Source organism: Proteus sp. G2609, assembly GCF_963896135.1.
GTDB classification, from domain to species: Bacteria; Pseudomonadota; Gammaproteobacteria; order Enterobacterales; family Enterobacteriaceae; genus Proteus; species Proteus mirabilis.
Genome location: NZ_CAWQNB010000019.1, coordinates 34,490 through 60,027, shown reverse-complemented (window position 1 = coordinate 60,027; position 25,538 = coordinate 34,490). Strand labels below are relative to the sequence as shown.

At 38.4% G+C, this 25,538-nt stretch carries 19 protein-coding genes; 6 read left to right on the top strand and 13 right to left on the bottom strand.

Features of this window, described 5'->3' with window-relative positions; translation table 11 throughout:
- Nucleotides 1-3: 3 nt before the first annotated feature.
- Nucleotides 4-777: a tRNA uridine 5-oxyacetic acid(34) methyltransferase CmoM gene (gene cmoM / locus AACV01_RS05295; protein WP_004244596.1), complete on the bottom strand. Its 774-nt coding sequence runs from the start codon at nt 775-777 to the stop codon at nt 4-6.
- Nucleotides 778-1,156: 379 nt separating this feature from the next.
- On the opposite strand from cmoM, the gene elyC reads away from it, so the two are divergent.
- Nucleotides 1,157-1,987: an envelope biogenesis factor ElyC gene (gene elyC / locus AACV01_RS05290; RefSeq protein ID WP_046335153.1), complete on the top strand. Its 831-nt coding sequence runs from the start codon at nt 1,157-1,159 to the stop codon at nt 1,985-1,987.
- Nucleotides 1,988-2,110: 123 nt separating this feature from the next.
- On the opposite strand, the gene kdsB is transcribed toward elyC, so the two are convergent.
- The 11 genes from kdsB to serC form a co-directional block, all read right to left on the bottom strand.
- Nucleotides 2,111-2,872, bottom strand: a complete 762-nt coding sequence (gene kdsB / locus AACV01_RS05285) for a 3-deoxy-manno-octulosonate cytidylyltransferase (RefSeq protein ID WP_004244594.1) — start codon at nt 2,870-2,872, stop codon at nt 2,111-2,113.
- 4 nt (nt 2,873-2,876) lie between these two features.
- Complete coding sequence (locus tag AACV01_RS05280; RefSeq protein ID WP_004244593.1) at nt 2,877-3,056, bottom strand: Trm112 family protein; 180 nt, start codon at nt 3,054-3,056, stop codon at nt 2,877-2,879.
- A gap of 414 nt (nt 3,057-3,470) precedes the next feature.
- Nucleotides 3,471-3,686, bottom strand: a complete 216-nt coding sequence (locus tag AACV01_RS05275; protein WP_004247631.1) for a cold-shock protein — start codon at nt 3,684-3,686, stop codon at nt 3,471-3,473.
- A 495-nt stretch (nt 3,687-4,181) separates the two neighbouring features.
- Nucleotides 4,182-5,183, bottom strand: coding sequence for a tetraacyldisaccharide 4'-kinase (gene lpxK, locus AACV01_RS05270; RefSeq protein WP_046335154.1), 1,002 nt, complete (start codon nt 5,181-5,183; stop codon nt 4,182-4,184).
- Nucleotides 5,180-6,925, bottom strand: coding sequence for a lipid A ABC transporter ATP-binding protein/permease MsbA (gene msbA, locus AACV01_RS05265; RefSeq protein WP_004244589.1), 1,746 nt, complete (start codon nt 6,923-6,925; stop codon nt 5,180-5,182). Before msbA ends, lpxK begins: the two co-directional genes overlap by 4 nt.
- Before the next feature lie 36 nt (nt 6,926-6,961).
- A complete protein-coding gene (locus AACV01_RS05260) occupies nt 6,962-9,286 on the bottom strand; it encodes a DNA internalization-related competence protein ComEC/Rec2 (protein ID WP_337247708.1) in 2,325 nt (774 codons plus the stop codon).
- 501 nt (nt 9,287-9,787) lie between these two features.
- Nucleotides 9,788-10,075 (bottom strand): integration host factor subunit beta, encoded by a 288-nt coding sequence (gene ihfB, locus AACV01_RS05255; RefSeq protein ID WP_004244587.1) that lies wholly within the window; start codon nt 10,073-10,075, stop codon nt 9,788-9,790.
- Between the two features lie 64 nt (nt 10,076-10,139).
- On the bottom strand, nt 10,140-11,813 hold the full coding sequence (gene rpsA, locus AACV01_RS05250; protein WP_004244586.1) for a 30S ribosomal protein S1: 1,674 nt from the start codon (nt 11,811-11,813) through the stop codon (nt 10,140-10,142).
- A 181-nt stretch (nt 11,814-11,994) separates the two neighbouring features.
- Nucleotides 11,995-12,672, bottom strand: coding sequence for a (d)CMP kinase (gene cmk / locus AACV01_RS05245; protein WP_020945417.1), 678 nt, complete (start codon nt 12,670-12,672; stop codon nt 11,995-11,997).
- A gap of 288 nt (nt 12,673-12,960) precedes the next feature.
- Entirely contained in the window at nt 12,961-14,247 is a 1,287-nt protein-coding gene (gene aroA / locus AACV01_RS05240; RefSeq protein WP_012367711.1) for a 3-phosphoshikimate 1-carboxyvinyltransferase, read from the bottom strand.
- A gap of 196 nt (nt 14,248-14,443) precedes the next feature.
- Nucleotides 14,444-15,532 carry a 3-phosphoserine/phosphohydroxythreonine transaminase gene (gene serC, locus AACV01_RS05235; RefSeq protein WP_004244582.1) on the bottom strand — a complete coding sequence of 363 codons (1,089 nt, stop codon included), beginning with the start codon at nt 15,530-15,532 and terminating at the stop codon, nt 14,444-14,446.
- A gap of 136 nt (nt 15,533-15,668) precedes the next feature.
- Here serC and AACV01_RS05230 point away from each other — a divergent pair, with 136 nt between their 5' ends.
- Nucleotides 15,669-17,099, top strand: coding sequence for an MFS transporter (locus tag AACV01_RS05230; RefSeq protein ID WP_161682533.1), 1,431 nt, complete (start codon nt 15,669-15,671; stop codon nt 17,097-17,099).
- A 136-nt stretch (nt 17,100-17,235) separates the two neighbouring features.
- Nucleotides 17,236-18,507: a two-partner secretion domain-containing protein gene (locus AACV01_RS05225; protein ID WP_161682531.1), complete on the top strand. Its 1,272-nt coding sequence runs from the start codon at nt 17,236-17,238 to the stop codon at nt 18,505-18,507.
- A gap of 74 nt (nt 18,508-18,581) precedes the next feature.
- Here AACV01_RS05225 and ansB read toward each other — a convergent pair whose 3' ends face one another.
- On the bottom strand, nt 18,582-19,619 hold the full coding sequence (gene ansB / locus AACV01_RS05220) for an L-asparaginase 2 (protein ID WP_004244579.1): 1,038 nt from the start codon (nt 19,617-19,619) through the stop codon (nt 18,582-18,584).
- A gap of 227 nt (nt 19,620-19,846) precedes the next feature.
- On the opposite strand from ansB, the gene ycaO reads away from it, so the two are divergent.
- The 3 genes from ycaO to pflB all read left to right on the top strand — a co-directional run bounded on the left by ycaO (nt 19,847) and on the right by pflB (nt 25,465).
- Nucleotides 19,847-21,604, top strand: a complete 1,758-nt coding sequence (gene ycaO, locus AACV01_RS05215) for a 30S ribosomal protein S12 methylthiotransferase accessory factor YcaO (protein WP_046335159.1) — start codon at nt 19,847-19,849, stop codon at nt 21,602-21,604.
- Between the two features lie 669 nt (nt 21,605-22,273).
- Complete coding sequence (gene focA / locus AACV01_RS05210) at nt 22,274-23,128, top strand: formate transporter FocA (protein ID WP_004244577.1); 855 nt, start codon at nt 22,274-22,276, stop codon at nt 23,126-23,128.
- A gap of 54 nt (nt 23,129-23,182) precedes the next feature.
- Nucleotides 23,183-25,465, top strand: coding sequence for a formate C-acetyltransferase (pflB, locus tag AACV01_RS05205; RefSeq protein ID WP_004244576.1), 2,283 nt, complete (start codon nt 23,183-23,185; stop codon nt 25,463-25,465).
- Nucleotides 25,466-25,538 lie beyond the last annotated feature (73 nt).

Here is a 25,538-nt window from a genome sequence, read left to right as displayed (position 1 = left end):
TCCTTAATTTACACATTTTTGTGCCATGACATGAATGTAACGCCCCAGACTGATATAGGGCTCTTGCCGACAATAGCGTTGCTCTAAGGCAAGCAACGCTGGAAAATCTTTATTTTGCAACTGACGACTTTGCAAATAGTCATGAAAAACACGCACTCCCGTTTTTCCTAAAATCGTCATTGAAAATGACGCTAACCATTGATAAACATCCTCAGGTTGTAGCGGATTTTGTGGGGATAATGAGCGTTTTCTTCTGCGTGGTATTTCCGGATTTGCCAAATGGAAATTTCCCAAAATAGCATTTCTCATGACAATGCCATTCGCATTGTAAAACATTAGCGATAGGATACCATTAGGAAGTAGCATATCGGTAAGTACATTTATGGCGTTTTTCTGATCTGTGATCCACTCTAATACGGCATGGAATAGAATTAAGTCAACACCATCATCTAGATGCTGGTTTATCTCTTGTGCTGCACAACAAATAAACGTCATTTGATTGACAACACCTTCATCAATAGCCGCTTCTTGTGCGCGGTTAAGCATCTCTTGTGATAGATCACATAAAATTATCTGGTGCCCTAATTTTGCCAGTTGTCTGGAAAAATAACCTTCACCACCCCCCGCATCTAAAATACGCAACGGACGATCAGGGAGTTGAGTTAATAATTGTTGTAAATCATCCCAAATCACCGCTTGGCGGATTTTTCCTTTTGTTGTGCCATAGATATTGCGAGAGAATTTATCAGCAATATCGTCAAAATTACGGTCTGACATTAAAACGCCTCATGATAACAACTTGTTACTTGCGCTCTTTGCATTCTGATAAATTCAAAAATATGAGACACTGTACTGAAGGTAAACAAAGACAACAATTTTACCAGTGTTCGATGATACTGGCTGTTTTCAATCACAAAATAAGCCATGAATCAGATTATTCGCAAAGCGCAGTATAAATATAACGCTTATTAATGAAAAAATTAACGCTCAAACGTTTATCGTTTTACAATTTCTAAATTAGTGAGTATTTCTGTTCGTTAGCATTTAGTAAAAACTATACTTATACGCTATTTTGACACAATGCTTTATCAATCCCCTAGTTTTCACTAAATTTTTACTCTCAGTTGCTGACATTTCACTCAACTTAGGAAGATTTATGCTGTTTTTGCTCAAAAAATATCTTGGTAGCCTAATCATGCCACTACCACTGTTATTAATAATTGCTTTTTTTGCGCTTATTTTACTGTGGTTTACTCGTTGGCAAAAAACAGGAAAAAGCGTACTCACTATCGTGATTGTGTTGCTTACGCTGTTAGGCATGCAACCTGTCGCAGATACTCTATTGATGCCGAGTGAAAAAGCGTATCAAGCACGTTATGAATTACGCGAAAACTCACCACAAGATGTTAACTACATTGTCGTTTTAGGGGGCGGTTTTACTTATAACCCTGAATGGGCTCCTAGTGCTAACCTGCTAAATAATAGCTTATTTCGTGTTGCTGAAGGCGTAAGGCTTTATTATCGTTATCCTAATGCCAGCTTAATTTTTACCGGTGGTGCCGGCGTCAATAAAATAAGTAGCGCCGAAGTGGCTGCACAAGTTGCACAATCATTAGGTGTTCCAGCAGAAAAAACGATCGCCCTTTCCCAACCTAAAGATACCGAAGAAGAAGCGTATGAAGTGGATAAACTTATCGGTAAACAACCTTTTTTATTGGTGACCTCAGCAAACCATTTAGCGCGAGCAGAACGTTTCTTTTTAGCTAGAGGTATGCACCCTATTGTTGCACCAGCTAATCAGCTAGCCATTACTACCCCACTGCATCCTTGGGAAAAATATACCCCTTCAGCGTATTATTTTCAGCATAGTGAGCGAGCATGGTATGAGTTTATCGGCTCGATTTGGCAAACCATAAAACCTAGCGAACCATCTAGTGCAGAGGCGGTTGTTGAGAATAAAAATGAAGCTGACAATGGCATAAAATAATGCATAAAGAATGAGATCATTAGGTAAAAAGGTAATCAATCCTCTTTTTTATCGATGGTAGAAAACAACAACGGCACTGAATACCAGTGCCGTTAAACATTAATTTGCAATATACTGCAAATATTAGAACTCTTGGTTTAGTGCCCGAAAAGCAGCTCTCGCGGCAATTAAATCATCTTGAGTATCAACTCCGACACCCGGCACTTCAAGCGCTTTTGCTACATGGATTTTCTCGCCATACCACAATACACGTAGCTGCTCTAACATTTCGATAGACTCCAATGGGCTTGGCTCCCAAGTAATATAACGACGAATAAAGCCTGCACGATAAGCGTAAATACCGATATGACGTAAGTAATGCTCGCCTATTTCATCATGAGAGAGATTAAAACGATCTCTTTCCCAAGGAATAGTGGCTCGAGAAAAGTACAGTGCAAAACCTTTCGCATCCATAACCACTTTTACAGCGTTAGGATTAAAGGCTTCTTTTGAGTCGACGATAGGCACAGCAAGAGTTGCCATACCTGCACCACAATTAGCTAAATTTTCCGCCACTTGCGTAATAATTGCGGGTGGAATAAGTGGTTCATCGCCTTGTACATTAACGATTATCTCATCATCTGCGAATTGATATTTTTCGATAACCTCAGCTAAACGCTCTGTACCTGAGTGGTGGTCTTCACGGGTCATACACGCTTCTCCACCCGCTTGTTCAACAGCACGAACCACATCTAAGTTATCAGTTGCAACAATGACACGTTTAGCACCTGAACGCTTTGCTTGTTCCATAACACGAACAATCATCGGTTTGCCATGAATATCAGCAAGTGGCTTACCGGGTAACCGAGTCGACGCATATCGACCTGGGATAATGACCGTAAACATTAGGTTATTTTTCCTCTTCTAATGACAACTCTCTGGCTTCATTCTCTAGTAGAACCGGAATATTGTCACGAACAGGATAAGCGAGATGATCAATTTTGCAGATAAGCTCTGAATTTTCTTTATCAAAGATAAGTTTGCCATGGCAAACTGGGCAAGCAATAATTTCGAGTAAGCGGTGATCCATTTTGTCCCTCACAAGGGTTAATCATGTTATAGGATAAAAGGATATCATAAGGAAGGATCAGCGTTAATACTCTACACCGCGGGTTTGGTAATTATTCGCTAAATATTTTCTCTATTAATAAATTTACTATTTTCTTTTTCACTATAAGCAACAAAAAAGCCACAATAATGTGGCCTTTTATCGTTTTGTCTGCAACATCATTAATAAAGAATTACATTCCGCTTTTATTGATAATAATTTAACCTTTTTATTATCTTTATTGCATTCTAATTAACGTGGCAACCATTTTATATTACCTTGAGCAATCAGTGATAACGTCTTATTTTATCCTTTTTGCATCAACGTAATGATAGATTTTAATTAAATCAATAGGTTAAAACATGGTCTTGCCCATTTATTATAGGTGTCGACTATTTAGAACCCGATAACATCAGCGGCTTCTAGACCTGCTGCTGTTTTGATAACAGAAAACTCAACGTCTTGGCCTTCGGTTAGTGCTTTATTTTTTGTATTGGCAATCGCTTTTTTATTGACGTAAATATCTTGTTCAAGATCTTTTGCAACAATAAGACCATATCCTTTATTATTGTCAAACCATTTTACGCGACCCATTCTTAATTGTAATGTCATGATAGATAAACTCCTTTTGTTCTTTGTATAGTTTTTATCTTCTATACACATGCATTCTACTTTTTATTAAGTCTTCTTATATAAAACCCCATTAAATTCTGAACACATTAATTTAAGTAGTGCATTTTATTATTCAATATAAATGTTCAAAATCGTGATAGCTAAATTAGATAACTATTTATTGAACAGACACTAAACTACAAAATATTCATGACAAATATATGACATATTCTATATTGTAGCCTGTACCTATCAATAAACTTGCTTGATATAAATGTTAAAGTAATTTCTATTCGAAAGCATTTTAACTATCAAACACGAATAATATCCACAGCATAACAATATTAACTCTACAATAAAGATCTAAAAACTCTCCACACAAGGCTTTTGAGTAGATAGGGTATTAGCGAGTTAAATTGAACTACGACAAAAGCGGTATGCGATTAGTGGGTAGGTAATCTTTATGTAACGCTATCCTGATTTCCATTATAAATATCATTGTTTCAGATCATATACAAGTTTTTTTCGCGTTGTCACTAATTGGCTGACTTGATTTAGCACAGATAGATCTTCCAATACCGCACTGACAGGCAAATACCACCAGTTGTTTTGCGCAAAATGCTGGCATTTAACTGCGTCTTTTTCTGTCATAATCAGAGGCTCTTGGTGAGGCGTCAGTATTTGTAACTCTTGTAGGGTATATTCACTATGATCATTAAAGGCTTTAGTCGCAATTAACTTAACCCCTTTATCTTGCAAGGAATTAAAGAAACGAGGAGGATGACCAATCCCTGCCATAGCAACTGCATTACCCAACTCAGTAATAGCTTTTTTCTCACCTGTCTTTAGATTTACCGCGATTTCTCCCTCTAAACTCATCGCTATTTCATTCGCTTGACAATCACCACCATTGACAATAACCGCATCAACAGAATCAAGACGATGAGCGCGCTCTCTCATCGGCCCTGCGGGCAACCACCAGCCATTACCAAAACGCCGTTGTCCATCAATAACGACGATTTCATAATCTCGCTGTAGGGCATAATGCTGTAATCCATCATCAGTAATAATAATATCAAGATCATATTGCGCTAATAGCGCTTTGACCGCATCACTGCGAGAAGGTGCAACGGCAACAGGTACGCCAGTGCGATGATAAATTAAAACCGGTTCATCTCCTGCGACGGCCGGCTGTGTTTCTGGCGACAATAATAAAGGATATTGGTCTGATTTCCCGCCATAACCACGAGAAACAACCGCAGGTTTAAAGCCTTGTGCTTTTAATTGCTCAACAAGCCAAATCACCACTGGTGTTTTACCATTACCTCCTGCCGTTAAGTTACCTACCACAACAACAGGTACGGGGGATTTCCATGAGGACAACCAGCCTTGTTTATAGGCAAAACGCCTAAAAAGGCTGATCGCCCCATAGAGCCATGAAAAAGGCAATAAAAGAAGGTAACACCACGATTTACCAGACCAAATCCGCTCAATCATTTGCCAAATTGCATCCTGTGTAGCTGAGCATAAACGCCTTTTCGCTCAATTAAATCAAGATGAGCACCACGTTCAACAATTTCCCCATCTTCAATCACTAAAATTTCATCTGCTTTTTCAATGGTTGATAGACGGTGAGCAATCACTAATGATGTTCTATTTTTTTGCAGTTCATCAAGTGCAGCTTGAATTGCCCGCTCTGATTCAGTATCTAATGCTGAAGTTGCCTCATCTAAGATAAGAATAGGCGCATCACGCAATAGTGCCCTTGCAATGGCAATACGTTGACGCTGACCACCTGATAACAACACGCCATTTTCACCAATTTCAGTATCGAGACCATTATCTAATTTTTGGATAAAGTCCATAGCATGAGCCATTTTAGCCGCTTTCTCGATATCCTCACGGGTATATTGGTCTTCACAAGCATAAACAATATTGTTTGCTACCGTTTCATTAAACAGATGCACATTTTGTGAAACTAACGCAACCTGATTACGTAGTGATCTTAATGTGTAATCACGAATATCGTGACCATTGATCAAAATCTCCCCTTCGTTAACGTCATAAAAACGAGTGAGGAGGTTTGCAATAGTAGATTTACCTGAGCCTGAACGCCCTACTAGTGCCACTGTTTTCCCTTCAGGAATAGTGAAGGACAGATTTTTCAAAGCAGGTGTATCTTTGGTGATATATTGGAAAGTGACATTACGGAACTCAATATCACCTGTTGGTTTTTTCAGCTCAAGGGTGCCGGTATCTTTCTCTTGTTCCATATCAAGGATAGCAAATAATGTTTGGCAAGCAGCCATGCCTCGTTGGAATTGAGCATTAACGTTAGTTAATGATTTTAATGGGCGCATTAAAGCGACCATTGAAGAGAAGACCACCGTAATTGTCCCTGCAGTCAGGGTATCCATAATCTCAGGAAAACTGGCTGCATATAAAACAAAGGCTAAAGCAAAAGAAGCAATAAGCTGGATAATGGGATCTGATATAGAAGATGCCACCACCATACGCATACCTTGGCGACGAATATGGTTACTAACATGATTAAAGCGCTTATTCTCAACTTCTTGACCATTAAAAATTAAGACTTCTTTATGGCCTTTAAGCATTTGTTCAGCACTTGTTGTCACCTGCCCCATACTATTTTGGATACGCTTACTGATGGTTCTAAAGCGTGTTGATACCATTCTGATCACCACCGCCACAATAGGTGCGATCACAATCAAGATAAGTGATAACTGCCAGCTATAGTAGAACATCAAGCCAAATAAGCCGATGATATAAGCCCCTTCACGGACAACAGTGATCAAAGCCCCTGATGAAGATGAAGCGACCTGTTCTGAATCATAGGTAATACGTGATAATAACGTACCTGTAGATTGCTGATCAAAAAAGCTCACCGGCATTCCCATAATATGAGAAAACAGCCGACGGCGCATATTCATCACGACTTTTCCTGATACCCAAGAAAGGCAGTAACTAGAAATAAAGTTAGATATACCACGCAGAACTATCAGGCCAATAACGGCTAAAGGCATCCATTTTAATACATCATTACTTGCTTTACCGAAGCCTTCATCAAGCAGAGGTTTCAATAAAGAGATCATAAATGCATCAACACCCGCATTTATGATTAATGCGCCTGCTGCAGCAAACAACCCCGCTTTAAAGATCCGAATCATCGGCCATAAGCGTCGAAATGTTTGCCACGTTGATAGGTCTATATCATTCATATATATTACCAAACTTTTAATAAATAGCGGGCTATTCTACTCGGGAAACGTCAAAACACCAAACCACTGATGATACCAACGAGGTAAAATATCTCGTCTATAGGTGTATACATCAATCTTTCCGTGTTTAAACTCGATAGAAATTTGCCCATTTATCGATGTTGTTAGCCAATCAATGGCCTCTTTTTTATAACGGTTATGTACTTTATCAGAAGGTAAACGCCAAGGGCTATAACGTGCAGCAGAAACTAGTGCATATTTTGGTGATATTGCTTGAATAAACGCCAATGTGGATGATGTTTGGCTACCATGATGAGGAACTTGTAAAATATCCGCTTTTAAATAGGCTTTTTTCCTTCTCAGTAGTTGCGCTTCCCCCTCTTTTTCCAGATCGCCGGTTAATAAAATAACACTGTTACCATCCGTTAATGAAATCACACAAGAATCATTATTTTTAGGTGAGCGAGATAATGTCAGCGGCCAGAGCGCGTTGAAAGTAAGGTTTTTCCATTGCCATACTCCCCCTTGTAAACACGGTAAATGTTGGGGATTGTCAAAGCTACTACGGATAGTTAACTTGGGATAAGCACGTAATAAGTCGTCAATACCACCAGTATGATCAAGGTGATCATGGCTAATTATCATGGCAACAGGCTGTAATCGATGATGCGTTAGATAGGGAATAATGACATTTTTAGCAATAGTGCCACCACTTTTCCAGCGTATCCCTGTGTCATAGATAACCGCTTCTCCCTCTTTTTCAATAATAATAGCTAAACCATGTCCAACATCTAACATGGTTATTCGCCAATCATAACGTTTAGAGAAAGACAGTTCACAATATAAAAAAGTAGCAATAGTGATCAAAATAATCACATGATGACGCCACCAGCTCATTTTGATAACTAAAAGAGTCATAATACCGCTTAATGCAAATAACCAGGGGACAGCGCCACAGGGTTGCCAATACGCAAGAAAATAAGGCGCACAGAAAAATGCCCAATTGATAGACTGATCAACCCATGACCAAATAATAGGTTGTAGAACAGGTAAAAAGACAGTAAATAGCCCACACATAATAAGTGGTACGGTAATAAACGAAATAATAGGCACAGCCCATAAATTAACAAGCAAGCTAAAAAGATTACCACCACCAAATAAGTAGTATTGAAAAGGTAATAAGATGATCAATAGCCCTAGTTGCAAATGAATGAGTCTAATAACAAACCAACGTTTTTGCTGGCTAAATCTTTTATTTAATGGATAGAGCCAATACCAAACAATGATGGCAAATACTGCAGAAAAGGATAACCAAAAACTAGCGGATAATATGGCAAGCGGATCAAGCAATAAAATCACTGCCGCACTCCAAATCGCCCACTGCCAAGGTAAAAAAAGTCCACTACGCCAATGGAGTAAAACCCAAATAGTTAGGCCTATTATCGCTCTGGTTGCGGGGATCCCCCATCCTGATAAAGCCGCATAAAAAACACCACAACCTAAACTAATAACCAAAGGAAATTGTGGGTTAATCCATTGCGTTGGGAAAAGATATTGTACTCCTCTCGCCATCAGCCAACCAAACAGAGCAGCAAGGCCAATATGCAGTCCTGAAATCACAATAAGGTGCGAAATACCTGTTTTCATATAAAGTATTTTATTTTCAGCAGAAATACCTCGTTTATCACCTAACACTAATGCTGTGATTTCGCCACTATTTTTTGTGGCTTGCCAATGAGATGAAAGATAGTGAATAAATTGAGTATAAATAGGAAGGTGAGAATTCGTTAATGTGGCTGATAATATTTTTCCTGACAATGTTTCTCTTACTGAAACGGCATATTTTTGGCTGTCAAATCCTCCCTCATTTAAATAACCATGTACTGCACGAAAGTGAATTTTAAACAGCCATGTTTGCCCGACTACGACATTTTTAGGCGGATGACGCCAATATATATTGGCATAGAGCTTAGCAGAAAAGAGATGCTGTTTAGGAATAGCAACTTTAATCATTATATTGCTATCCGGCAATCGACGATATTCTAGAATTGCGCTTTCTATTGTGGCAATGGTGTCAGCAAGTTGAGAGGTTTTGGCCATTAAAGAAGAGGCAGTACTGTTTGCATAGCACCAAAAATAGAGTAATAGCAACAAAAAACGTAAGTATGAAAAAGGAATTAAATATAACAATACCCCTACGATAATCAGTGTATAACTCAGGGGTAAACTCAGTGTTTCACGTTGAATAAGTAAAGGTAAGCAACTTAATATAATGATAACGGCAAGATAATCTATATTAAGAGGTTTTAGCCCTAGCATTGCAATATATTTAGCATATAGATAATGCCATTTTATTAACACTATTTTATTTCTATAAATATATTTTATCTTGGCTAATAAAATCATATTTTACATCCATATAATTAATTTTTTCTTGTAATATCATGCTGTTAAATTGTTACCTAAGATAGTTAAAATCGTATTTTTTTCGAACTCTCTTTTAATAAAAACTTTCGTTTTAAGCGCATACACTATTTTTTGCGAAGTTGTTCTAAAAAGTGATGGAATAACGGCAAATATCAAAATTAACTCAAGCCAAATAGATAAAGATCACGTAAGGTAAGCCCAATGTCTTACAATAATCGCTAATAAAGAGAATATAGAGAAGTGATAAAGAATATAGAGAATAGAGAATAGAGAATAGAGAATAGAGAATAGAGAATAGAGAATAGAGAATAGAGAATAGAGAATAGAGAATAGTAGAACGTAACTTAATACCAACCGATAACCCAATAAAAAACGGCACCGAAGCACCGTTTTTGAAAAAGTTTACTAACTTTATGCCTATTTGATAGGAAACTATTATTCCGTATAAATATTTACACGGTCACGTAACTCTTTACCTGGCTTAAAGTGTGGAACGTATTTACCTTCCAGCTCTACCTTATCACCAGTTTTCGGGTTACGACCCGTACGCGGCGCACGGTAGTGTAGAGAAAAACTGCCGAATCCGCGGACTTCGATACGCTCACCATCAGCCAAAGTATCAGCCATATGATCAAGCATTTCTTTTACAGCTTCTTCAACCGTCTTAGCCGAAAGATGAGATTGTAGGCCTGCAAGTCTCTCGATTAACTCAGACTTGGTCATATTACCTCCCTAGACTACCGATAAATAGGCAACGACTCTCGTTGCCTTCCGTTAATAACTTAAATTATTCGCCTTTAGCTGCTTTGAAAGCTTCAGCCATAGCGTTGTTTGAAAAACCAGCTTCTTCTTTGTTGTTTACAGAAGCGATAGCGTCTTTCTCATCTGCTTCGTCTTTAGCACGAACAGACAGGTTGATAACGCGGTTTTTACGGTCAACACCAGTGTATTTAGCTTCTACAGCATCGCCAACATTCAGAACCAGAGTTGCATCTTCAACGCGGTCACGTGAAGCTTCTGAAGCACGTAGGTAACCTTCAACGCCGTCAGCTAATTCTACAGTTGCGCCTTTAGCATCAACAGCAGTTACTTTACCAGAAACAATAGCACCTTTTTTGTGAGCAGACAGGTAATTATTGAATGGATCTTCTGATAATTGTTTAACGCCCAGAGAGATACGCTCACGCTCAGCGTCAACTTGCAGTACTACTGCAGCGATTTCGTCGCCTTTTTTGTACTCACGAACAGCTTCTTCACCTGCAACATTCCAAGAAATGTCAGATAAGTGAACCAGACCGTCAATACCACCGTCTAAGCCGATGAAGATACCGAAGTCAGTGATAGACTTGATTTTACCTTCAACACGGTCGTTTTTGTTGTGAGTTTCTGCGAATTGCTGCCATGGATTTGCTTTACACTGTTTCAGACCCAGTGAAATACGACGACGTTCTTCATCGATGTCAAGAACCATAACTTCAACAACATCACCAACGTTAACAACTTTAGATGGGTGAATGTTTTTGTTAGTCCAATCCATTTCAGAAACGTGTACCAGACCTTCAACGCCTTCTTCGATTTCTACGAAGCAACCATAGTCAGTCAGGTTAGTTACACGACCAGTCAGTTTAGTACCTTCTGGATAACGTTTAGCGATAGCTACCCATGGATCTTCGCCCAGTTGTTTCAGACCTAATGATACGCGAGTACGCTCACGGTCGAATTTCAGGACTTTAACAGTGATTTCGTCGCCAACATTGACAATTTCGCTTGGGTGTTTAACACGTTTCCAAGCCATATCAGTGATGTGCAGTAAGCCGTCAACACCGCCCAGATCAACGAATGCACCGTAGTCAGTAAGGTTCTTAACGATACCTTTAACTTCCATGCCTTCTTGCAGGTTTTCTAACAGTTGATCACGTTCTGCGCTGTTCTCAGATTCGATAACCGCACGACGAGACACAACAACGTTGTTACGTTTTTGGTCTAATTTGATGACTTTGAACTCAAGCTCTTTGTTTTCCAGATGAGTTGTATCGCGAACTGGGCGAACGTCTACCAGTGAACCCGGTAAGAACGCACGAATGCCGTTCAGTTCAACAGTGAAACCACCTTTAACTTTACCGTTGATGATACCAACAACAGTTTCGTTTTCTTCGTAAGCTTTTTCCAGCATCAGCCACGCTTCGTGACGTTTAGCTTTCTCACGAGACAGAACGGTTTCACCGAAGCCATCTTCAACCGCGTCCAGAGCAACGTCAATTTCGTCACCCACTTGGATTTCTAATTCGCCTTGCGCGTTTTTGAATTGTTCTACAGGAATCGCAGATTCTGATTTCAGACCTGCATCAACCAGAACAACGTCTTTATCGATAGCAACAACAACGCCACGAACGATTGCACCTGGACGAGTTTCGATTGTTTTTAGGGATTCTTCAAAGAGTTGAGCAAAAGATTCTGTCATGTTAATGATCTTCAAGTAAATTTAATTAACGTCCATTTAGCATCCGGCCGAATGGGGTTGTTTCACATACCTCGTTACATCCTTTGTGACAAGGTCATCGGGCATTATTGTGTATTCATTAACACGTCAACCCGATTTTAATAATTACCTAGTATAAACGAAATAAAAACGAATTACGCTGTTAATTGCAGATTTTTTTCGCATAAGCTAACGATTTTTCAATAACTTCATCAATAGATAAGCTTGTTGAATCGAGAATTAATGCATCTTTTGCCGCAACCAAAGGCGCTACTGCGCGATTTCTATCACGATAATCACGCTCTTTTATCTCGGATAAAAGGCGTTCAAAGTTAACATTAAAGCCTTTCTCCTGCAACTGTAACATGCGACGACGTGCACGCTCTTGCGCACTGGCATCAAGAAATATTTTTACTTGCGCATCAGGAAAAACGATTGTGCCCATATCTCGGCCATCAGCAATTAATCCCGGTGCAGTACGAAATGCACGCTGACGGCGTAATAATGCTTCTCTTACGCGAGGAAACGTTGCTGCTTGTGACGCTGTGTTGCCAACGGTTTCAGTACGAATTTCGGTTGAAACATCTTCACCTTCAAGAATAACACTTAAACCATTGTCATTAGGTATAAAGCGCACATCCAAATTCGCCGCTAAAGGCACTAATGCATCTTCTGATGTAATGTCCACATGATGATGTAATGCTGCTAATGCTAATACACGGTAAATAGCACCGGAATCAAGTAAATGCCAACCAAAGGCTTTTGCTAATGCTTGACACAATGTTCCTTTACCTGCTCCGCTAGGCCCATCAACAGTAATTACAGGGACGATAACCGCCATGAGTTTCTCCTTTTCATGGGCACTGTTTTTCCATATTTACTGCCGTGAACCTACGGTGTCATACAACATAAGCTCTAAACAGAGAAAAACAGTATTAATATATTGCGCGTCATTATACGCATACTATGTAGAGGAGGAAACAAGCAGTTAAAAACAAGCAGTGCTTTTTAAAGATAATTTTTTATTAATCTACTTATTTATAGAATAAAAACACGCTTAAATTAAGAAAATCGATAGTATCGTACTAGAGAAAAGCCAATACTATCGATTTAATTGATGCTATTTTAATTAAACTTTTGCATGAGAAATACTTGCTAGTTTTTCAAAATAGTCAGGGAATGTTTTTGCCGTGCAGCCAGGATCAAGAATGGTAATCGGCGTGTTAGACAATGCCACAAGTGAAAAACACATAGCTATCCGGTGATCATTATAGGTTTTTATTTCAGCCGTCGTTAACTGTTTAGGCGGTATCACAGTTAAGTAGTCGCGACCTTCATCAACCATCGCACCAACTTTACGTAATTCTGTCGCCATGGCAGATAGACGGTCAGTCTCTTTTACCCGCCAGTTATAGATATTACGGATAGTCGTTTCACCCTCAGCAAAAAGCGCTGTCGTAGCAATCGTCATTGCCGCATCAGGAATAGTATTCATATCCATATCTATCCCTTTTAACTTGCCACGTTCACACTCTATATAATCGTCACCCCAACGTATTGTAGCCCCCATTTTTTCAAGCACAGACGCAAAATGGATATCACCTTGCAAGCTATTTTTACCAATGCCGGTCACTCGCACGATCCCTCCTTTAATGGCGGCTGCCGCCAAAAAATAAGAGGCAGAAGATGCATCGCCTTCAACCAAATATTTACCTGGAGATTGATATTGTTGACCACCTTTAATCATAAAACGCTGATAGTTTTGATTTTCAATTTCTCCACCAAAAGTGTTAATCAAGGCTAACGTGATATCAATATAAGGTTTAGAGACTAATTCACCTTTAATGGTAATAGTGGTGTCTTGCTGAGCTAAAGGCGCCATCATTAGTAATGCGGTCAGAAATTGGCTGGAAACGGTGCCATCAACATCAACACTCCCGCCCGAAAATCCCCCACAAACACGTAGCGGCGGATAGTCCGTTTGTTCAAGATAATCAATCTTTGCCCCCCCTTGACGTAACGCATCCACTAAATGACCAATAGGACGCTCTTTCATACGAGGCTCACCCGTAAGAACAATATCGTGCTCTCCGAGGCTTAAAGCTGCCGCCAATGGGCGCATCGCTGTTCCTGCATTGCCTAAAAAAAGCTCAAGTGGCTGCTGGGGATGAAAAGAACCTGCTAACCCTTCAATATCACATACCGTATTATTATTTGATAATTGATATTGTACCCCTAAGGCAGTTAATGCATTGAGCATATGACGAATATCATCACTATCTAATAAATTAGTTAAACGCGTTTTTCCCTTGGCTAAAGCTGCCAATAAAAGTGCACGGTTAGAGACACTTTTTGATCCGGGTAAATTGATAGTGCCTTCAATATGTACGATGGGTTGTAATGTCAACGATTCCATAAACAGGTAAAAGCTCCGCTAGATAAGTCAAAATAGGTAGAGATGCTGTGTAATAATGTCAAATAGTATGATTATCGTAATTAATATTTATCTATTTGCCATATTGGCACAGAGATAACAGTTGTTGGCTCTCTGTGCTTTAATTATCAGAAAACCTGCCAATAAGACAGGTTTTGCAGCAGTGAAAAGGTAACCATTAAGCGTGGCGACGCTCAAAATCAGCCATAAAATCAACTAATGCTTGTACACCAGCAAAAGGCATTGCGTTATAAATAGATGCACGCATACCGCCTGAAACACGGTGCCCTTTCAGCGCAACTAATCCTTGCTCTTCAGCTTCTTTTAAGAAAACCGCATCTAAAGCAGGAGAAGACATTTGGAAAGGTACGTTCATCAAAGAGCGGTTTTCTGTTGCAATACGGTTAATATAGAAATCACTGTTATCAATCGCACTATAAAGCAGTGTCGCTTTCTCATAATTGCGTTTTGCTATCTCTTGCAAGCCACCTTGCTCTTTTAACCATTTAAACACCATGCCTGATAAGTACCAAGCAAAAGTCGGCGGTGTATTAAACATAGAGTCATTTTCAGCCAGTACTGTGTAATCAAATACTGAAGGGGTTTCTTTACGTGCTTTACCCAGTAAATCTTCGCGAATAATTACCAGTGTTAACCCCGCAGGACCAATATTTTTTTGTGCTCCAGCGTAAATCATACCAAAACGGCTAACATCAAGTGGCTGAGATAAAATAGCGGAAGAGTAGTCGGCAATAACAATTTTTTTATCATCAAAGTCCGGCTCTTCGTGGATAGCAATCCCATCGATAGTTTCATTTGGGCAATAATGCACATAGGCTGCATTATCACTTAATTGCCACTCTTTCATTGGTTTAACCGCGATTTTACCGTCAATTTCTGTCTTTATTTTAATGATATTAGGTGAACAATATTTTTCCGCTTCATCGGCAGCACTTTTAGCCCAATATCCTCCATCGATATAATCAGCGGTGGTTTTCTCACCTAATAAATTAAGCGGTAATGCCGCAAAATGACCACGAGCGCCACCATGACAGAACAGAATTTTATAATTTTCTGGTACATTGAGTAGATCCCGTAGATCTTGCTCTGCCTGATGGGCAACCTCCAAAAATTCTTTACTGCGGTGGCTGATCTCCATAACAGAACGCCCTAATCCGTGCCAGTTGCATAATTCTAATTCTGCACGACGAAGAACTTCTGCCGGTAACATGGCCGGACCTGCACTAAAGTTATATACCTGACTCATTCAAATTCACCCTATCTGAATATGTTTTGACAAAACGACCTCTATCGGTTGTATCATTCTCCTCTAATTGGCGCAATGACTTTTGTAAACTTACGTATTATGTGTAGCACACAAAAATAATCGTTAGGAGTATTTTATGTCGGGGAGTCAGTATAAAAAGGAAGATGCGAGCTGGGGAATGCTACTTAAAGGACGAAATAGTCTAAAATCACTCGCTTTAGCAGGGGGAGTGGCATTACATGCTATTAATGTCTATATCACCATTACCACCCTACCTTCTATTGTTCGTGATATCGGTGGGCTTAATTTATATGCATGGAATACCACCGTTTTTATTTTGGCATCCATTCTCTCTTCAGCGTTGACTTCTCGTTTATTAATTTTGCTCGCGCCACGTAATAGCTACTTATTTGCCACACTCTGCTTTTTAGCAGGCTCTATTATCTGTGCTACCGCCCCTTCAATGCCAATCTTGTTGGTTGGCCGATTTATTCAAGGTGCGGGGGGCGGAATGTTACTGGCTTTAGCTTATTCATTGGTCAGGGTGATGTTTCCGCAACCATTATGGTCTCGAGCTATGGCGTTAATGTCCAGTATGTGGGGAATATCAACGTTGCTGGGTCCCGCATTAGGAGGAATATTTGCAGAATATAATATTTGGCGAGGTGCTTTTTGGTCTATTCTTTGTGTAGGCATTCCTTATGCTATTCTATTGTTTACTATCCTTCCTAAGGAAAACAGTGCTGATATTGCTAACAAAAAAACATCACTTCCCTACCTACAACTTACCTTATTAATATTAGCAGTGTTATCTATCTCAATCGGTAGCTTGTATCAAGTTACGCTATATCATATTTTATCTTTTCTATTAGCAATTATTTTTATCTTATTATTAATTTATATCGATAAGAGATCTCATGATGGGCTTTTTCCTAAAGGAACATTCTCTTTTTCAGCCCCACTATCCCCTATTTATCTGACTATGGCATTGCTAGGAATAAGTGTTCAGACAGAAGTATTTGTGCCCTATTTTTTACAAATGATCCATGGTATTACTCCATTACTTTCCGGTTATTTAGCTGCTTTAGTCGGTGCTGGTTGGTCTTTTTCGGCTATTATCTCTTCATCTCAATCAAGCAGTATTGCTCAGCGTCTTATGCGTATCGGCCCTGCCATTAACTTTACTGCCATAATTGTTCTTGGCTTATTAATTTCAAATTATCTCCTTTTACCTTATGGGCAAGTGATTATTATTTGTCTAGCCCTCTTTTTTACAGGTGCAGGAATTGGCATGGCGTGGCCTCATTATCTCACTCGTGTATTACAGGTTTCTCAAGGGGAAGAAGCGCAAAAAGCGGCGACGTCAATCACTACTATTCAGCTATTTTCAACCGCTGTAGGTGCTGCCATTTCAGGTACTGTTGTAAATATGGCAGGATTAACCAACCCCGGAGGTATTGCTGGCGCACAAAATGCAGCCCATTGGTTATTTATTGTATTTTCTATTACCCCACTGATTGCATTTATTACTGCAAAAAACGTTGTTTCCAATATAAGAAAACATTAATAACATATAACCCAAAAGGCTATTAAAAAAATAGCCTTTTTATTTTTTATAAATAAACGCCTTTTAAACCTGACTATCTTTATTTGTGTTTTTAATATCGATAAATTAGCCCTAAATAATATACAAGGGTAAATATATGAAATTAAGAAATGCAATAATAATTGGCGTAATATACACACCATCAATATGCCAAGCCGTAGTACAGCCTAACTATGAATATAATAAACATTATTCTAATCTTGTTTTTATTAATCAAGATTCTTCAACAACCGTTAAACCCAATGAAACCAATCATAATCAAGCAGAAATATTAATAGCACCAAAAAATTCCAAAGGCATTTCTTATAATAAATATGATAGATTTCATGTAACTGATGCTGGCATTATTTTAAATAATAAAGAGGTTGCCGCTGAGACTATTATTAATGAAGTGGTTAATGGAGCAACGTCACTCTTATCGGGAAATATCGCGGTAGTTGGCAATGCAGCTCATGTTGTTATAGCCAACCCAAATGGTATTGAATGCCATAATTGTAGTTTTTCGAATACCTTACAAGAAACGTTAACAACTGGGAAACCTGTTATCAATAATAATGATGAATTAATCGGCTACCGCTTAGAAAAATCTATCGCTCCCACAAATAAAGGATATATGGGTGGAAAATCAATTGATCATATTGGAAAAATTGTATTCAGTAACGAAAATGACCGTAGTTCTAGTCATTCTTTTAATAAACTTAATATCATATCTAATAACATTAAGTTAGAAAACGGATTTATATCTTCTAAAAAAGATATAATTATTCATTCAGGTAAAGAAGAAGTAATAATTAAAGAAGACGAAAGTATCTTAAAACAAGAATACGCTATGCGCTCAAATATAAAAAGAGATAATCTCCCCAGTCAGATAATATTAGGTGATAAAAATGGTGATCCTAAAAAACAAGGTTTAATCTCTTCTAAAAATATCATTATCAATGCTTCTGATACTACTATTTATAATTATGGTAGTTTAGAAAGTAGTAACCGTAGTAAAAATGCTATACAACTTAATCTAAATAAAACAATATTTAATAACCATGGATATATTCTCGCTAGAAACGGATATTTAGATCTGAAAAATGGGTCTTTCTTCCACAATATGGAAAGTGGAACTATTGGCATGCCATATTGGCTTAATACAGGCAAAACTAATAATATATACAGTGGTATATATATAGGATTAATACCCAAAGATACTATTAGCCTAATGAAAAACTTAACTTTAAATATTAGTGAGGATAGCAATCTGATAAATGATGGTATTATCATGACAGAGCGGTTACACACACGCGATAAGAATATAAGCAATATTCAAAATAATAGAGAAGGTGTCCAATTTTATATTAAATTACTCAAAATAAAATAATCTTTAGCAAAGAAAACCATCTGCTATGCATCAGCGGATGGTTTTCTGATTTAACTAAAAAACAAAAAATCTAATCAATATTTTTCAAAGTTTTCTTGGATCGTGGCGGGATCTTGTGTTTCTGTCAAAGATAACTGTAATAACACTCTTGCTTTCTGTGGATTTAAACGTTCTGAAGCAATAAAGCCATATTTTGCATCATCTACTTCACCATTTTGTGTGGTAAATCCAACCGGAACACGACTTGAACGAACCACAACAACACCTTTTTTTACACCATCAGCTAAAGTATTTAAGATGTCAGAATATAAATTACCGTTGCCGACACCTGCACTAACAATACCTTTAAAGTGGTTATCTATAAACGCTTTAGCCGGTAAATCAGATGCATTAGCATAGTTATAAACAATACCTACTTTTGGTAATTCGGTTAATTTGCTGACATCAAAGGCAACTTTCTCAGCGCGCGGTGTTGCAGCAGTGTAATAGTGTACTTTACCATCGTGAACATAACCTTGAGCACCCGCATTAATCGGCTGGAATGCTTGCACTTCTGTCGTATTCATTTTGACAACATCTTTACCACTAATTACCGAATTATTCATGGTAACTAATACACCACGATTTTCAGATGCTTTATCACTCGCCACCACTACGGCATTATAGAGGTTTAATGGACCATCAGCACCTAATGCTGTTGCTGGGCGCATTGCCCCTACCATCACCACCGGTTTTTTACATGCTGTGGTTAAGTCAAGAAAATAGGCGGTCTCTTCCATCGTATCTGTACCATGGGTTATCACAAAGCCGTCTGTTTTATCACAATCCGTATTAATTTTATTCGCCAGTTTTAACCACACTTGGTCGTTCATATCTTGCGAACCAATATTAACCACTTGCTCGCCTGTTAAGTTAGCGACTTTTTTTGCCTCAGGTACGGCATTAATCAATGTATCAATGCCTAATTTTCCTGCTGTGTAGCTTGAAGAAGTGGCAGAGTCTCCACCACCTGCGATGGTTCCCCCAGTTGCGAGGATTGTCACATTAGGTAAAGCAAAAACGGTACCACTAATTACGGTTAATAAGCTGGCTAGCAATGTTTTTCTTATCATTTTTTAATCCTTATGAGTCTATAAAATCGCGTCCAATTATGATGATTTATTATTAGTAATTCCGTGATAAATAGAACGAATTTATCAAAAGAACTAATATATTAGTGCATTAATGATAAGGAATGTTATTTAAAATCAACCGATACGAGAAATAATTAGTGCATTAGCGACGATTTCAGTATCATGTGCCCCTAACTATCACTCGTAAAATATTGATGAAACCTGCCATGTCACAAACATTTATTCCCGGCAAAGATGCCGCACTGGAAGACTCTATCGCTAGCTTTCAGCAAAAATTAACTCAGTTAGGTTTTAACATTGAAGAAGCTTCATGGTTAAATCCTGTTCCTAACGTTTGGTCTGTTCATATTCGTGATAAAGATTGTCCGTTATGTTTTACTAACGGCAAAGGTGCTACTAAAAAAGCAGCATTGGCTTCAGCATTAGGCGAATATTTTGAACGTCTCTCAACCAATTATTTCTTTTCTGATTTCTGGCTAGGCGCTGATATTGCAGAAGGTGAGTTTGTTCATTACCCAAATGAAAAATGGTTTCCACTGACAGATGATGATGCTGTACCTGAAGGCTTATTAGATGCACGTTTACGTCAATTTTACGATCCTGAAGGTGAGCTATGTGGCAGTGAACTGGTTGATTTACAATCAAGTAATTCAGAACGTGGTATTTGTGCCTTACCGTTTATTCGCCAATCAGATAAAACACCTGTATATATACCTGTTAATATCATTGCAAATCTTTACGCATCTAATGGTATGTCAGCAGGAAATACGCAAAATGAAGCTCGAGTACAAGGGCTTTCTGAAGTGTTTGAACGCTATGTCAAAAATAGAATTATCAGCGAAAGAATTAGCTTGCCTAAAATTCCCCATGAAGTTTTAGCTCGTTATCCTGCTGTTATTGAAGCTATTACGACATTAGAAAAAGAAGGCTTCCCTATTTTTAGTTTTGATGCTTCTTTAGGGGGACAATTCCCCGTTATTTGCGTCGTGCTGTTTAACCCACAAAATGGGACTTGTTTCGCTTCTTTTGGTGCTCATCCCGATTTTGGTGTGGCATTAGAGCGTACTGTTACTGAGTTATTGCAAGGCCGTAGCCTTAAAGATCTCGATGTTTTCAATCCACCGAGTTTTGATGATGAAGAAGTCGGTGATCACACTAATCTTGAAACCCACTTTATCGACTCTAGTGGTTTAATTAGTTGGGATCTGTTTAAAAAAGATGCAGACTATCCATTTGTGGATTGGGATTTCAGTGGTTCAACCGAAGAAGAATTCCACACATTAATGTCACTGTGCCAGCAATGTGATGCAGAAGTGTATATTATGGATTATGACCATTTAGGGGTTTATGCTTGCCGTATTTTAGTCCCTGGCTTATCCGATATTTATCCTGCTGAAGATCTGCAACTAGCCAATAACATTATGGGTGTCCATTGGCGTGACACCATTCTTTCTTTACCAACAAGTCATGGCACAAAAGAAGAGTACCTCTCACTTATTGGCCAATTTGATGAAGATGGCTTAGATGACTTTACTCGTATCAGAGAAATGATTGGTATTGCACCGGGTAAAGATAATGGCTGGAGTCATTTACGTGTAGGTGAATTAAAATCAATGTTAGCACTCGCTGGTGGCGATTTAGAACAAGCATTAGTTTGGGTTGAGTGGACACAAGATTTCAACGCATCATTATTTACACCAGCGCGTCAAAATTATTATCGTTGCCTGCATAATCTTTTACTCCTACGTGAAGAGCATGATCGTGAGCCTGCACAATATATGGAGGCTTTTTCTCGTATGTATGGCGAGGAAACACTGCAAGCTGCATTAAATGCAATTAAAGGTAAACAACCTTTTTATGGCTTGCAACCCATTGATCCATCATTAGCGAATTTGCCTGTTCATCAATCTTTATTAGCCGCGTATGAAAAATTACAACAAGCAAAACGTCAATCGAATAAATAACGTTATTTTATTTAAGGTTATTTATTAAATAATTATTTTTAACTGATTAATAATCGCTTTGTTTAAAATCAAAACACTCTACTAATAAGTAGAGTGTTTTATTATATATAAAAAATATAACGACAATTTTGCCACCATGACAATTATGTCAAATGACAAAAGTGTCAAATATGTCAAAAATGACGATTTTAAGTTTTAAATACGACATAAAAAGATAAGGTTAACTTTTTAATCTAAAAAAACCATAAAAATATAGTTTAAATTGCTAATTGTTTATCTAGATCTCAAAAATTTAAAAACCGTATTTTTATAATGGTTTTAAGGCTGGCGTAATCAATTAGATTACCCACAAATAAAGTAATGTTTATATTTAGCGCAAAAGTAAATGGAGCGTTAAATTTTATTTTTATCTGTTAACGCTAATAGAAATAAATAATACGTTATATTTACTTTTTACTTTGTTTATCCAGCCAGGCTAAAATTTTTTGATAAAATTTAAAAAATTTTTTCTTGTTATTAATCAAATAATTATAGTTAATTTAGCCGGTTTTTACGTACTAAAATTGCGTCTCTCATAAGCGACTATGATCCATATCAACTTTAGGAGTAAGACCCTTTGCTACTATTATTGCGTGCTATAATTATTCCAACATATAAGAGAGTGTTAGTATGAAAGCTGACAGCCCTTTTAATTTATTATCACCTGCTGATATGGCAAAAGTTGCCGATGATGCATGTTGTTATAAAGCAAACAAACATATCCCAACAACTTACTTATCTGCTTTTACTGCGGGAATGTTTATTTCAATTGCGTTTGTTTTTTATATTACAGCGACTACAGGCACCGCATCTGTTCCATTTGGTCTCGCTAAACTCGTTGGAGGAATTTGTTTCTCTTTAGGCTTAATGCTCGTGGTTGTTTGTGGTGCAGACTTATTCACTTCAACTGTACTCACCATTATTCCTAAAGCGACAGGACGTATTTCTTGGGCTAAGATGTTCGCTAATTGGATAAATGTCTATATTGGTAACTTTATTGGCGCCCTGTTCTTTGTTGCCTTAATGTGGTTTGCAGGTCAATATGCAGCAGCTAATGGGTTATGGGGTCTGAATGTATTACAAACTGCACAGCATAAAGTTGAGCACACCTTTATTGAAGCAGTTTGTTTAGGTATTTTAGCTAATTTAATGGTTTGTCTTGCAGTTTGGATGAGTTATGCAGGTCGAACTTTAATTGATAAACTCTTTGCACTTATTTTACCTATCGGTATGTTTGTGGCGAGTGGCTTTGAGCACAGTATCGCTAACATGTTTCTTATTCCTTTAGGTATTGTAATTAAGAATTTTGCACCGGCAGAATTCTGGACTACAGTAGGTGCATCACCAGAACAATTTTCAAATCTAACAGTATCAAATTTCCTCGTTGATAATTTATTGCCAGTCACTATCGGTAATATTATCGGCGGAGCAGTCCTAGTCGGTCTGGTATACTGGTTAATGCATCTGCGCGGCGATAAACATTAATCCGTGCAGTTATGACTGATTTCTTAAGTTCCATTGTAAAAAGGTAGAAGTATCATGTCTGATTTAAATGAAAAATTTGCTGAAGCATGGAAAGGTTTTTCTGAAGGTGAATGGCAGAACAATGTTAATGTTCGTGACTTTATTCAAAAAAACTATACTCCATATGAAGGCGACGAATCTTTCCTAGCAGGTTCCACTAAAGCAACTGATACACTTTGGGAACAAGTTATGGAAGGCATCAAAATTGAAAACCGCACTCATGCGCCGGTTGATTTTGATACTTCTGTTGCTTCAACTATCACTTCACACGATGCGGGTTATATCGAAAAAGATTTAGAACAAATCGTCGGTTTACAGACTGATGCACCTCTAAAACGTGCAATCATCCCATTCGGTGGGATCCGTATGGTTGAAAGTTCTTGCCACGCTTATAACCGTGAGCTAGATCCAGAGCTGAAAAAAATCTTTACTGAATATCGTAAAACACACAACCAAGGTGTATTCGATGTTTATACTCCAGACATCTTAAAATGCCGTAAATCAGGTATCTTAACTGGTCTGCCAGATGCTTATGGTCGTGGCCGTATCATCGGTGACTACCGTCGTGTTGCACTTTACGGTATCGAGTTCCTACGTAAAGACAAATTCGCTCAATTCACCTCTTTACAAGAAAAACTGGAAAAAGGTGAAGATCTGGAAATGACTATCCAACTGCGTGAAGAAATCGCAGAGCAGCACGCTGCATTAGGTCAAATCCAAGAAATGGCTGCGAAATATGGTTGTGATATTTCTCGCCCAGCTCAAAATGCGAAAGAAGCAGTACAATGGACTTACTTCGGTTACTTAGCCGCTGTTAAATCTCAAAACGGCGCAGCAATGTCCTTCGGTCGTGTATCTACTTTCTTAGATATCTATATCCAACGTGATCTCGATGCAGGTCTGTTGACTGAAGAACAAGCTCAGGAATTAATTGACCACTTAGTCATGAAATTACGTATGGTTCGTTTCTTACGTACTCCTGAGTATGATGAATTATTCTCTGGTGACCCAATCTGGGCAACAGAATCATTAGGTGGTATGGGTTTAGATGGTCGTACTTTGGTAACTAAGAATACTTTCCGTTTCTTAAATACCCTGTACACCATGGGTCCTTCACCAGAACCAAACATGACTATCCTATGGTCAGAACAACTGCCTATTAATTTCAAAAAATATGCAGCTAAAGTCTCAATCGATACTTCTTCAATCCAGTACGAAAATGATGACTTAATGCGTCCTGACTTCAATAGTGATGACTATGCAATTGCATGTTGTGTTAGCCCAATGGTTGTGGGTAAACAAATGCAGTTCTTCGGTGCTCGTGCAAACTTAGCTAAAACCTTACTGTATACCATCAATGGTGGTGTGGATGAGAAACTGAAAATCCAAGTAGGTCCAAAACACGCACCTATCATGGACGAAGTGTTAGACTTTGATACTGTGATGAACCGTATGGATCAATTTATGGATTGGTTAGCAACTCAGTATGTTACTGCACTGAATGTTATCCACTACATGCACGATAAATACAGCTATGAAGCAGCACTGATGGCACTTCATGACCGTGACGTATACCGTACTATGGCTTGTGGTATCGCAGGTCTATCTGTTGCGGCTGACTCACTGTCTGCTATCAAATATGCAAAAGTATCACCAATCCGTGATGAAAACGGTTTAGCCGTAGACTTCAACATTGAAGGTGAATACCCACAATTTGGTAACAACGACTCTCGTGTTGATGATATCGCTTGTGACTTAGTTGAACGTTTCATGAAGAAAATTCAGAAACTGCACACTTACCGTAACGCAGTGCCAACTCAGTCAATTCTGACCATCACTTCAAACGTTGTGTATGGTAAGAAAACAGGTAACACTCCAGACGGTCGTCGTGCTGGCGCACCATTCGGACCAGGTGCTAACCCAATGCATGGCCGTGACCAAAAAGGTGCAGTTGCTTCATTAACTTCAGTTGCTAAACTGCCATTTGCTTACGCGAAAGATGGTATTTCTTATACCTTCTCTATCGTACCTAACGCGTTAGGTAAAGATGATGATGTTCGTAAAGCAAACCTTGCAGGTCTGATGGATGGTTACTTCCATCATGAAGCGGATATCGAAGGTGGCCAACATCTGAATGTTAACGTAATGAATCGTGAAATGCTGTTAGAAGCAATGGAAGATCCTGAGAAATATCCTCAATTAACTATCCGTGTTTCTGGTTATGCAGTCCGTTTCAACTCATTAACTAAAGAGCAGCAACAAGACGTTATCACTCGTACATTCACTCAAACAATGTAATTTGATAACCCATGCATTTATTTACTGAGAAAGTAGATAAAATCGCTTAGAATAAAGGCCCCTACTTTGGGGC